Consider the following 12,998-nt stretch of genomic DNA (forward strand, 5'->3'; position numbering starts at 1 on the left):
TTAATCAGATTATCAACAGTAAATAGTATGGTATACAGGAAAAAATTAAATTTGCAAACTATTATTATCACTAAATTTATGGAATTACAAATAATACAGAATAAAATATACGAAATCAGAGGAAAGAAAGTGATGCTTGACTTTGATTTAGCGGAGCTGTATGGTACGGAGACAAAAGTATTAAAGCAAGCAGTTAGACGGAATATTAAGCGATTTCCAGGAGATTTCATGTTTGAATTATCTTTTGATGAATTTACGAGTTTGAGGTCACAAATTGTGACCTCAAACAAAAGGGGTGGCACAAGATACATGCCTTTTGCCTTTACTGACAATAATGACCTATGAGAATAAAAACACGTACGCTTCTCTTTGCTTCTTGCAATAAAGAAAATGATTAAGTGACTCCCGAAGTATAAACTCCTTAGAATTAAACCAAATATCCAAAACCGATTGGAGAGTAAAGCCGGAAATGTGGTATGTACTTTAAAAAAGAATCCATTGAAACTGTGCAGTGGGGTCAGTTTAATTTTTGCAATTTTTTAAGTTAAAAACGAGATTATTTTTCCTGTTTTTAAACGATTTTGCAAACCGCTGAAAATCAAACTATTGTAGGTGTCGAAAAACATAAAGGTTATTTTTGGAAAAATAAAGGATATCTTTTCAAAAATAAAGGATATCTTTTTAAATATATAGTATTAAAAAAAAACGCTTGTATTTTAGGCCTGTTTTAAGGTGGAATTTGAATTGTTAATTTGTTTCGGTAAAGAGCAACAGACTGCAATATGGATTAAATCCACGTTTTACCACGGAATAATAAAGGAATATACCATTTTCTATTGTATCTTTAGCAATCACTTTGTACATTGTACATTCACTATTTAGTATTTATTAAACGCTTGCTAATATGATAAAAAAATGGTTGATTATCACGGGTGGATTTCTATTTTTGTTGCCTGTGATATCATGTAGTATAAAAGACAGTTCAAAAAAAGTTACCGAGAAAACGTTGGATGTGATCGATGGAATATCAGACGCGCTGAAAGACCGAGGGGAAAAAACCGGTGAGAAAGCGAGTGATGGCTTGGGTGAAGTAGGGAAAGGCATCGGAAAATCTTTAGGAAAATTTCTGTCGGAAAATGCCGACTCTATCGGAAAAGTAGCCGGAGAAATAGTTGGGAAAGGGAGTATCGGACTTATTGAAGGACTTAATAATTCCTTGTATTCGCCATTGGAATTTGAGAATGGAAAGCAAAACTTCACCAACATATCCTATCTGGGAACATCTACGGTAGACAAGTATGCGGTGGTTTATACGGATGATATTCTAAAGGAAAACAACCGGATGGAAATCGTTTGTTATGATGTTAACAACAAGCAAACGCTGGTTTTAAAGGGAAGCATTTCTTATAATAGACAGATGTGTGAACTTGAGTTGAACTCAAAGGAGCTGAAGCTACTGAAAGAAGCACATCAACGGATAGTTTCGATAAAACGTGTTGAGGAAGAGCCGAAGCAGGCGACTATATAGCCGGCTGTCGCGCTGTGGAATGATATATATATTTAATTTGTTTAATCACTAAGCGGAAGCGGTATGAGACGTATTTTTTACTTGTTGCTGATAAGTTTATGTTGCGTAAGTGTGTTTGGAAAGACAAAGAAAGCGGTGTATGTAATTATCGACGGCGTTCCGGCCGACCAAATCGAAAGGCTTCATACGCCGACCGTATTCGATATCGCTTCGAAAGGGGCTTACAGCCGGGCGTATACCGGAGGGGAGATAGGTGGATATTCGCAAACAGCTACGATCTCGGCTATCGGTTATACGAATCTGCTGACATCAACCTGGTTCAACAAACATAACGTAGGTGGCAATTCCGACTTAAAACCGAATTATAACTATTGGACGATTTTCCGGATAGCCAAAGAACAGCCGAAAGCATACAAAACAGCCCTCTATTCCAGTTGGACTGATAACCGGACTGTGCTGATCGGAGAGGGAAAACAGGAAACCAACCAGCTAAAAATAGACTATGTAAAAGACGGTTACGACTTAGACACAATCCGTTTTCCAAAGAAAGATAAGGACCTGCATATCTTTGATATAGATGAACAAGTATCGAAAGACGCGGCAGAAGGTATCCGCAAGGATGCTCCCGATCTGAGCTGGGTGTATCTGTGGTACACCGACGATGCGGGGCATATTGCAGGCAACGGGGATTTTTTCGATGAATATGTACGAAAAGCGGACGATCAGATTGCCCGTATCTGGGAAGCGGTCAAGTACAGAGAAGCCAATTTTGATGAGGAATGGATGGTTGTAATCACCACCGACCACGGACGCGGAGAAAATGGTCACGGTCACGGCGGACAGTCCCTGCGCGAACGTGAGATTTGGATATCGACCAACGTTCCGGTAAACGCTCATTTTACTTCCGGCCATTTGGCAATCACGGATATAGCTCCTTCCATCTGTCGGTTCATGGGTTTCGAGGTTCCGCAAACTGTTTTATGGGAGCAAGACGGTATGTCTTTTGTAGGGGATGCCGATATTTACGATTTACAAACAATGCCTTACGACAATACGGTCGGCTTATCTTGGAAGGTTTATTCAGAAAATACCCCGGTGGCAATATACGCAGCTTCTGCAAATAAATTCAAAGAAGGCGGAGAAGACGAATGGATCAAACTCACAACGCTACCGGCAGGAACAAGAAATTACACGGTAGACTTGCAGACGCTGCCGGCATCCAAGTTCTATAAGTTTGTTGTCGTAACGCCGGGCAATCACCTGAACCGTTGGCTGATGAAATAAGAAATTCTTCCGTTTACTTAACATATTCAATCCATAAAATCCTGAGAATCGACAATATCCGCATAATAATAGCTTATTTTGTGTAGATATATCTATAATATGCGCTTTTACTTGTGCATTATATAGATATATCTATATTTGTATATAAATATAATCGAAATGAATAGAGATTTATATGCCTCTTCAAACAATACGATAATTAGCGGTCTTGGCAAACGCTATGCAGAATATCGTAAACGAATGGGCTATACACAAAAAGAAATAGCAGAACAAACGGGACTTAGTATTTTTACAATTAGTTCTTTTGAAAGTGGTTCTTCTACAGGTATAACGTTAGCCTCTCTTCTAAAGTTACTTAGAGCTATTGAAAATTTGGAAGAAGTGGAGAAACTATTGCCTGAACTGCCTGTTAGTGCTAAAGACTTGTTCAAACAAGATAAAACTAAATAACTATGGATACAAATGCAATCAAAGTCACTTTGTGGGGGCAAGATGTTGGTTACCTATATTGGGATAACAAACAAAGACTAGCTGTATTTGAATACGAAAAGCGTTTTTTAGAAAATGAACTTGACATAGCGCCACTTACAATGCCTATAGATAGTCCTCGAAGTAAAAAAAGGATGCCATGGTTGGGTAATTCTGAAAAGCTTTATGCCGGTTTACCTCCTATGCTGGCTGACTCACTACCTGATAAATATGGCAACTCGCTTTTTAGCTTATGGTTACGCGAAAATAAGATTTTAACAAAGCAAGTTAACCCGGTAGATCATTTATCTTTTATTGGCAGCAGAGCAATGGGAGCTTTAGAGTTTGAACCAGCGAAGGAACTTGGAAATAATAGTGCTTTTGATGTAGATGTGCAAAAACTATATCTGTTTGCTAAAGATGTTTTATCTGAAAAAGAGAATACAGTTTTACAGGCTGAGAATGCAATTCTTTGGCAAGATTTGATTAAAATAAGTTCTTCCCCCGGAGGTAAAAGGCCAAAAGCCATTGTTGCAATTAACAAAGAAACAAATGAGGTAAAATCGGGGCAAGGGGCCGTTCCTGATGGCTTTGAACATTACATTCTTAAATATGATGATAACTCATCCTATCCTTATGCGAAACTTGAGTATGTATACTATTTGATGGCAAAGGAAGCGGGTATTGATATTATGTCTTCAGAGTTAAAAACGTATGAAGGGGTAACTCATTTTCTAACTAAACGTTTTGATAGAATTGGAAATGAGAAATTACATGTACAAACATTAGCAGCCATGAATCCTTTAGCAAGCAGTTATGAAGATTTATTTAGTGTCATTCGCCAACTGAATCTGCCGTATGAGGATATTGAGCAACAATATTTACGAATGATCTTCAATGTTCTATCCAAAAATGTCGATGATCACTCGAAGAATTTTGCATTTACAATGGATAAAAAAGGAGTTTGGAGATTGTCTCCTGCATATGATATAACATTCAGCGTCGATTTAGCCGCTCCGAATTATGCCAATTCACACTCTTTGACCATTAATGGAAAAGATGATAGTATTACCATTGACGATTTAATTGAGGTGGCTAAAAAAAATGATATTAAAAATTACAAAGCATTGATTGAGCAGGTGCAATCTGCAATATCAAAATTTGAAGAATTCGCAACGAATAATGGGATCGATGAGAAACTGATTGTGAAGATAAGGAAATGTTTCGTTTAATATTTTTAGTGCAAGGTGCAAGTATCTATATAGATAGGTTTCGGGGTTTGTTTCAAAAGATTGAGACTGTAAGCTATTTCAGAACTTGCAACCAACCCCTGCATTCATTCTAAATCCTGACCAATCAGTCTGTTAGATCTAAAAAATATTTTCATCTTAATTCAGAATAAGTTTACCCACCAAACTTACCAATTTGTTTGGGTGTATCACCGTTTGGTGGCCGTTGACGGAACTTACTCAATCAAGTTACTTCTCTATAACAGAAAATCGATTGCTATCGATACGAGGGACACCGAATGCTTACACTACAAGAATAAAAAATGGCCGGGTATCACCGGAATATGCAGTCCACGGACTACTGTCTTTTCGCGTCTTTTCATCCCTTCGGTATAAAACAAAAAAAGTCTGTTAATCTACTGACTAACAGACTTTATGTCTTTTTGGGGTGTATACCGTTTGGTGGGCGTTGACGGATTCGAACCGCCGACCCTCTGCTTGTAAGGCAGATGCTCTGAACCAGCTGAGCTAAACGCCCGAATGTTTGTTTTTTGTGAAGGTGGTGGGCGTTGACGGATTCGAACCGCCGACCCTCTGCTTGTAAGGCAGATGCTCTGAACCAGCTGAGCTAAACGCCCTTCACGTTAAAGTCTTTCTCTTAAGACGGTGCAAAGATATATCTTTTTTGTTTATCTCCAAATCTCCGGGACTGAAAAATAAAAAAAAATCATTTCTTGCTCGCCGGGGTATTGGTTGGTTTTCTGTTCGTTTTATGTTAATTTCTATTCTTTTTTTGTTAAAATCAGCATTTTCACACTTCGTTGTTTTTCAACGGTATTTTTGCCTTGAAAATATATCCTTTATTTTTCTGAAGATAAAGGATATTTTTCTAAAAACAACCTTTATGTTTTTATTTATAAAGGATGTTGTTTTAGTAGGCTTATATTGTATGGTGATGTTGAATTGTTAATTTTTTTCGGTGGGTGCGGAAAATTGCTTTTTATTCCCAGCGTAGGGATGCATGTTTGAAATAGGCGTGTCCGTTTCCTTGGGCTTGGATGCCGGGATTGCCGGGCCGGTCCCACTGGGGAAGGCGGTCTATGTTTAGCACTTCGCCTATTGGGTGTATTTCATTCGCGTCTTTCCAGCTAAACCGGCATTGGTTGCCGTATTTTGTGGTTACGTAGAGGGTGATCTCTTTTTGTTTGCTTTTCGCTTGTGCGAGTATGGTGCGTTTGCCTTTTTCGATTGTCCAGAGTTCAATGGTCTGATCTTTTACGGATAGGCCTACGGCTTCGTTGTTCGTTCCATACAGGGCAATTCCGGTAGAGATGGTAGGCTGACTTTCCAGGCTGACTTCAAACGTGTAGTTGCCTTTTCGGGGTTGTAGGCCTAAAAATGAACCGGTTTGTGTTTCGTCGGCTTGCATTTTCAGGGTGTTTTCCGCAAACGTAGTTTGTGGTTTTGCTTTGCTTACATCCCATATCCATTCTTTTTTTAATGTTGCGCCGGAGAAGTCGTCGGTAAAGTCGGGCGTTTTATGTTGGATTGTTCCGGCTATGGGAACTTCCGCCTGCAGAGACGGTGTGTCGCCATATCTGAATTTAGGCCAGCCTGTTGTTTTGTCCCAGATCACTTCGTCCAGCATGGGTTGTCTGCCGTTATGTACATTGGTGGCTACATTATAGGCATGATAGAGGTAGAAGTAGCGGTTATCCGGGGTTTCTACCAATGTTCCGTGTCCGGAGCATTTCCATATATCGTCTCCAAAAAGTATGGGGTTTCCTTCGTATCTTTCCCACGGTCCTTCTATTGTTTTCGACCGGGCCACTCCTGTTGCGTAGTTGCAATCCCTTCCACAGCAACCTGCTCCGGCGTAAAACATATAAAGGTATTCGCCGTTTTTCACAATACATTGCCCTTCAAAGCCTCCGAATTCCCAGGTATCCGAATCTGCCGTTATCATGCTGAATGCCTCACCAACTACTTTCAGACGGTCTGCGGATAATTCAGCTCCGAGTATTTCTATCGGTCTTTTATCTAATCCGTACGCTTTCCAGGTGATGTAAGACTTATTGTCTATATCAACTATAAAGGCATCGATTGCTTCGCTGGTCCATTCTATAATAAGACCATGGTCTGTAAATCCTTTTGTTAAATCTTTGCTGGTGGCTACACCTATGTAAGACCGTTTATCGGATTTTCGGCGAGCCGTATAGTAGATATAAAAGGTTTCGTTATGATAATATAGTTCGGGTGCCCAAAAGCTGCCCATTAACCATTCGGGCACTTCATGAAATGCCGGGCCGATATAATCCCAGTTAACCAAGTCTGCCGACCGGAACAAGCGATACGGAAGCGCCCATTCGGATGATGAAGTAGCCGCATAGTAAGTATCCCCTACCCTAACCACCGTTGGATCGGGAAAGTCGCCGGGGATAACCGGATTTCTGTACGTTTCCACAACGTTATTTTCCGAAGATTTCGGGGAGTGGCAAGAAACAAAAAAGCAGAGTGTGATCAGTACTGAAATTAGGGTATTTACCGGGTTCATTTTTGTAATGTTATAATTCGTTGTTTTTCACTTACGAAGGTAAGTCTAAATACCGAAATAAGCATATACAACGCCCTTGTTTACAAATTGACTGCTGTTTAGCAACAAATTATACCTCGCCAGGCAACAAATAAGCGTATATACATTAACATATTTCCGGTTAACGCCGGGTGCGATCATCTATTTTTGTAATTGTGTAAATACCATGATTTAAAAAGTACAAGCATGATGACAAAAAAGTTAATATGCCTTTCGGCATTCTTGTTCACCTTAATATCTTGCAGTCCTTCTTGGGAAAAGACTTCGGATGGAATAGTCGTGAAATTAAGTTCAAAAAACAGCCGGACAACAAAGGCCGTTCGCCTTCAAGTAATAACACCCGAGATTATACGGGTAACCGCAACGCCGAAAGCTTTTTCTGCGGAAGAGAGTTTAGTTGCGCAAAAGCTGCCTCCGGTTTCAGACTGGGTGGTACAGGAAGAAGAAGGACAGCTTGTGCTTGAAACCGCATCGTTGAAAGCCTACGTTTCAACAGTCAATGGCGAGGTACGGTTTACCGACAAAGAAGGCAACATCATTTTAAAAGAAAACAATGGCGGCGGAAAGTCCTTTACGCCAATAACCGTAGACGGAACTCCCGGCTACGAGATCAGCCAAGTGTTCGAATCGCCGGCCGACGAGGCTTTCTACGGATTAGGACAGCATCAGGCCGATGAGTTCAATTACAAAGGCAAGAATGAAATTCTTTTTCAATACAACACCAAAGTGGCTATTCCGTTTCTGATGTCGAATAAAAATTATGGTATTTATTGGGATAACTATTCGGTAACCAAATTCGGAGATCCGCGAGACTACGAGCAACTATCTCAATTCAAACTGTACAATAAAAAAGGGGAAGAAGGAGGACTTACCGCCACTTATCTGATTAACTCTGATCCAAATAATATATATGTAGAACGAACCGAAAACAAGATTGACTATGAGAACCTGGAAACGATCAGTCAATTTCCCGAAAATTTCCCGTTCAATAACGCGACAATTCTCTGGGAAGGAGATTTGCAGGCTAAAGAATCAGGAGCACACCGCTTCTTGTTGTATTATGCCGGTTATACGAAAGTGTGGGTTGACGGCAAATTGATGGCCGATCGTTGGCGCACAGCCTGGAATCCGTCTGTCGCCAAGTTCAGTGTAAACATGGAGGCCGGCAAGCGTCATCACATTAAAGTAGAATGGCAACCGGATGGTGGCGTTTCGTATCTCGGATTAAAAGCGCTTTCTCCTGTCGACAACATGGAGCAAAACAAACTGGCGCTTCATTCGGAGATGGGTGATCAGATCGATTATTACTTTATCAAAGGTGAATCCATGGATGATGTAATGAAAGGTTATCGCACGCTGACTGGAAAAGCACAGGTAATGCCTAAATGGTCTATGGGATTCTGGCAAAGCCGGGAGCGTTATAAAACACAAGATGAATTGCTGGGGGCTTTGTCTGAATTCAGAAAACGCCAAATTCCGATTGATAACATTGTATTAGACTGGAGTTACTGGCCGGAAGACGCCTGGGGAAGTCATGCGTTTGACGCTGCTCGTTTCCCGGATCCAAAAGGCATGGTTGACGAGGTACACAATCAGAATGCAAAGATAATGATCTCCGTATGGCCCAAGTTTTACGCCACGACAGAGCATTATAAAGAATTTGATCGGAAAGGCTGGATGTACCAACGGGCCACAAACGATAGTATTCGTGACTGGATAGGGCAAGGTTATATCGGATCGTTTTACGACGCCTACAGTCAGGGGGCAAGAGATCTATTTTGGGATCAAATGAAGGAGCACCTCTATTCAAAAGGGTTTGATGCCTGGTGGATGGATGCCTCCGAACCGGATATACTTTCTAACGCAAGCATTGGATACCGAAAAGAACTGATGAACCCTACAGCCATGGGACCATCCACCAAGTATTTTAACACGTATGCCCTGATGAATGCAATGGCGATCTACAACGGTCAGCGCGAGGCGGATAATGATACGCGTGTGTTCTTACTTACTCGCTCCGGCTTTTCAGGACTTCAGAAATATGGTGCGGTAACCTGGAGTGGCGACATAGGCACTTGCTGGGAAGACTATAAAGCACAGATTCCTGCCGGACTGAACCATTCCATGTCCGGAAATCCTTACTGGACCATGGATATTGGCGGTTTCTGTGTACAAAAACGCTTCGAAAACGCCAAAGAAGGCTCACCCGATATGGATGAATGGCGTGAGTTAAATGCTCGCTGGACACAGTTCGGTGCTTTTGTACCCCTGTTTCGCTCGCACGGGCAATACCCTTTCCGCGAGATTTACAATATCGCCCCCGAATCACATAAAACCTATCAGACTATTCTTTATTACAACAAACTGCGTTATCGCTTAATGCCTTACATCTATTCAATGAACGGCGCGGTGTATTTTGACGACTACACGATTATGCGTCCGATGGTTATGGATTTCGGCTACGATATGAAAGTAAATGATTTGGGAGATCAATATATGTTCGGTTCTTCGCTGCTGGTGGCTCCGGTATACGAATACCAAGCCAGAAGTCGTGAGGTGTACCTCCCGAAGAAAACAGGTTGGTATGATTTTTATACGGGTGCTTATTTTGAAGGAGGAAAATCGATTACCGCCGATGCTCCTTACGAACGTATGCCTTTATTTGTAAAAGCCGGGTCTATCATTCCTATGGGAGAAGCCATTCAATATACTTCTGAAAAGCCGGATATGGCTATTACCCTATATGTTTATGCCGGTGCAGACGCGAAGTTCACGCTTTACGAAGATGAAGGTACAAACTATGATTACGAAAAAGGAAAGTACACTAATATCTCTATTTCTTATAATGATAAAACAAAGGAACTAACAATTGCTGATCGAAAAGGTGAATTTGACGAAATGATAAAAGAAAGAGTTATTGAGGTAGTGTATATCAGTCAGAATAAGGTAAAAGGATTTGATTTAAAACCGGTACCCGACGTTACAATAAAATACGACGGTACCACCAAAACGGTGCAATTATAGAATAAATCACCACTAATGAGATTTCAATAAGTAGTAGAGGCACAGGTCATGTGATATGACTTGTGCCTCGTTTTTTATTCCTTTATTAAAACTTATTTCCACTTTCCGGATAAGCTATTCCATTTTCCTCATAATAACTTATTGCCCAGGCAATAATATTACCGAATATCTGCGAGTTATACACCGGCTGATTCATGCTCGTGGTGAAATTTGTTCGAGGTATCGGGCGGTATGCGCCGTCTATGGCAAAAGGACAGTAAACATAGCTTCCCTGATAGGTTCCACCGATATATCGCTGAGGGTTGGATATAAACCCACCTTCGCCCATAAAGAAGAATCCTTTACTTTTATGGCGGAACATATTTACTTTTCCATCAGTACGGGTTGAATACACAATTACATCGGATGAAGGCAACCCCGAGAACCCATGCATTTCATGTCCGTCTGCACCCCAATTCTTACCTCGCATATCACCAAAAGGCCCATTTGCTATTGGATCATCAACATTTCCGCTCAATGTAAATAACTGATTAAGTCCGATAGACTGGTTATCGCCGATCACATTGACTCCCATAATTTTCTGAACCATAGCCTGTATACTTGCTGTATTCGGGTAGAATTCGTTACACATCAGGAAAACACCTCCGGCGTCAACAAAACTGGATAAAAGATCAATCACATCCGTGTTGTAAATTCCTGTATAGAAATTAATTGCCTGACCGGTCAGTATTATTTCCGGTTTAAAAGTATTGAGTATATTTTTCAGATAATTATAGTTGATAACCTCACCAACCATCCCTTGTCCGACTGTCATCACTTCAATTGTAAAAGCATTGCCGTTTTGATTCTCTTCCATAACAACAGTACTTTTGGGCGTTGTTCCGAAATTGATACTGGCATCCACAAAAGCTCTGGACGCCGAATTCGGTTCCAACATGTAACCGTATCGATAAATAGCGTTTGCCCCAATGGTAAGGATGCGCTTGGCTTTATAGGCCATAATGATTTTGGTACTACATTCCGTGTATTCCATACTGTTGCTCACAATGATTACCTCAAATGGCTTGAGCACTTTCTCCTTTTTTTCATTAACAGGGGTTCCTTGACCTTCCAGCTTAATCGTATAGACGTATTTACCGGGAGAAGAAGATACAGGTTCTCCAAATGATCCACTTGCATAGAAATATATCCCGTTCTCTTCTATAGTCTTGATCTCATAAGCAGCTCCTTGAAGAGGTGTAGTACTGGATACGCTTAATGAGATATAGTTAGAATAGTTAAGTGGGATATCTTCCCTGTAAACTCCAAAAACTTTTACTGAATCACATATTAAGTTATACGATATGTTGAATAGTTTCTGATTTACCTTGATCACAAATTTGAAGTTTTCGACCTCTACAAAAAGTGAATCCCGCAAAACATCTCCTCCCGGACCGGTGTTTGAGTTTTTTGCTTTGAAAACAAACTCTTTTTTAACATAGTCTACCGTAACATCAAATGGTCTTGCTTCCGGAGCTGATCCCCACGTTAAGCTAAACTGTTTAGTAACACTTCCATCTAATTCCAGATTTGATTCAAAGGGCACAGTATACGTTATATCCGTTGCTTCTCCTAAAGGAAGTCCCTCCAGCCAGATATTCTTTTCTTGAATATTTACATAATAATGCCCTTGCACATAGAATCCGAGTGGTATCTGATTCCATTCAACAACAGTCAGCTGCATCGGCGAAGTTATTGAATTGAGTGCTTGTTCCGGCGTTTCAAAACCCGGTCCGTTTACACTATGAATATCAAATACGTACTGATGATTACGAAGTATTGGGAGAAAAGCACTGACTGCCCCGTTATTGTAATTCGCAAAGTCGGCTCTGTAATAGGTAATATTTGTTGTATTATCCGAGCCATAATACCCTCCAACTACGATACACGGTACATTGTCCATATTCGACTGCGCGTTAATTATGCCTGATTCGGGAATATAAATTTCACGGACATAGCTATTTCCTCCCGCAGGAAGCGTATAAACCAAAGGATGTTGGTCTGCTTCAACAAGTGTAGCATATTCAGCACCGGAGTTCGAATTATATTTTGCGTTGGCCGGTATCCAAGGAGTTGTCACCTCATTGCCCGTCATAAAATTAGCGGATGAGGCGGCATAGGCTTTGTTTAAGGTGCGGTAAACGCGTATATCCTTGATCTTAAATTTATCCATTCCATAAACAGACTCTTTATCCGTATCCTTTTGCGGATAATCCTGACCGGTAACCGGATCGGGGTTATTGAATTTAAACAATACACCGACATCTACTCTTGCTAAAGCCCGGTGAAGGAGTATATTTACGTAGCGGTCGCTTTGGAAAGTGATCAATTCATTAAGTTCTCCCCACATGGGAAATTTTGAAGGAGCAGTAGAAGAGGCATTCCATTTCCCCATGCAGTTGAAAGTAAACTGTTGCAATACGGCTTCCTTCGAAGCTCCTTCGCCAATTGCCATAGGATCTACGTTTGCCAAAACAACCAAACGATACTTTTCGCCTCCCGAACTAGTCGGAACTTTAAGCTTGAGCATTGGCAAATCACGATTAGTGATTTCTGCTTTATAGCGGTATACCTCTGTGGAACCGGTTTGTTCAAAGACTAAAACCTGAATCTTAGTATCATCAATACTTGATTCCTGATTGGTATTCATAGCTTTTGTACCCATAGGCGTTAATCCGGGAACACTCAAGCTCAGGTCGATATTTATGTCTCGTTTGCCAATTAATGCTGCATCAGCATATTCATCACTACAGGCAGCAAGCGCAACTACTAAAAACAGTATCCAACCTGTCACAAATAGTTGTATATAGTTATTCTTTTTCATACTAAACAT

Annotated in this window: 7 protein-coding genes, 2 tRNA genes and 1 pseudogene; 6 read left to right on the forward strand and 4 right to left on the reverse strand. The window is 40.7% G+C overall.

Going from position 1 to position 12,998, the window contains the following annotated elements; all coding sequences use genetic code 11:
* Positions 1 to 78: 78 nt before the first annotated feature.
* The 5 genes and pseudogenes from B9Y81_RS09525 to B9Y81_RS09545 form a co-directional block, all read left to right on the forward strand.
* Positions 79 to 330: pseudogene (locus tag B9Y81_RS09525) on the forward strand (ORF6N domain-containing protein); the annotation flags it as partial.
* Positions 331 to 904: 574 nt separating this feature from the next.
* A complete protein-coding gene (locus tag B9Y81_RS09530; protein ID WP_085536781.1) occupies positions 905 to 1,528 on the forward strand; it encodes a hypothetical protein in 624 nt (207 codons plus the stop codon).
* Between the two features lie 63 nt (positions 1,529 to 1,591).
* On the forward strand, positions 1,592 to 2,812 hold the full coding sequence (locus B9Y81_RS09535; protein ID WP_085536782.1) for an alkaline phosphatase family protein: 1,221 nt from the start codon (positions 1,592 to 1,594) through the stop codon (positions 2,810 to 2,812).
* 159 nt (positions 2,813 to 2,971) lie between these two features.
* The gene (locus tag B9Y81_RS09540) at positions 2,972 to 3,262 is read left to right on the forward strand and encodes a helix-turn-helix domain-containing protein (RefSeq protein WP_085536783.1); all 291 of its coding nucleotides are present in this window, start codon (positions 2,972 to 2,974) and stop codon (positions 3,260 to 3,262) included.
* A 2-nt stretch (positions 3,263 to 3,264) separates the two neighbouring features.
* Positions 3,265 to 4,512, forward strand: a complete 1,248-nt coding sequence (locus B9Y81_RS09545; RefSeq protein WP_085536784.1) for a type II toxin-antitoxin system HipA family toxin — start codon at positions 3,265 to 3,267, stop codon at positions 4,510 to 4,512.
* Positions 4,513 to 4,969: 457 nt separating this feature from the next.
* Here B9Y81_RS09545 and B9Y81_RS09550 read toward each other — a convergent pair.
* The 3 genes from B9Y81_RS09550 to B9Y81_RS09565 all read right to left on the reverse strand — a co-directional run bounded on the left by B9Y81_RS09550 (position 4,970) and on the right by B9Y81_RS09565 (position 6,973).
* Positions 4,970 to 5,047 (reverse strand) — tRNA-Val (locus B9Y81_RS09550).
* 22 nt (positions 5,048 to 5,069) lie between these two features.
* Positions 5,070 to 5,147 (reverse strand) — tRNA-Val (locus B9Y81_RS09555).
* Positions 5,148 to 5,509: 362 nt separating this feature from the next.
* A complete protein-coding gene (locus B9Y81_RS09565) occupies positions 5,510 to 6,973 on the reverse strand; it encodes a glycoside hydrolase family 43 protein (RefSeq protein ID WP_176221474.1) in 1,464 nt (487 codons plus the stop codon).
* 315 nt (positions 6,974 to 7,288) lie between these two features.
* On the opposite strand from B9Y81_RS09565, the gene B9Y81_RS09570 reads away from it, so the two are divergent.
* Complete coding sequence (locus B9Y81_RS09570) at positions 7,289 to 10,126, forward strand: TIM-barrel domain-containing protein (protein ID WP_245832430.1); 2,838 nt, start codon at positions 7,289 to 7,291, stop codon at positions 10,124 to 10,126.
* An 85-nt stretch (positions 10,127 to 10,211) separates the two neighbouring features.
* Here the strand turns inward: B9Y81_RS09570 and B9Y81_RS09575 are convergent, their stop codons facing one another.
* A complete protein-coding gene (locus B9Y81_RS09575) occupies positions 10,212 to 12,989 on the reverse strand; it encodes a hypothetical protein (RefSeq protein WP_085536788.1) in 2,778 nt (925 codons plus the stop codon).
* Positions 12,990 to 12,998 lie beyond the last annotated feature (9 nt).

Origin of the sequence: Massilibacteroides vaginae (assembly GCF_900178525.1) — a bacterium.
GTDB lineage: Bacteria > Bacteroidota > Bacteroidia > Bacteroidales > Tannerellaceae > Massilibacteroides > Massilibacteroides vaginae.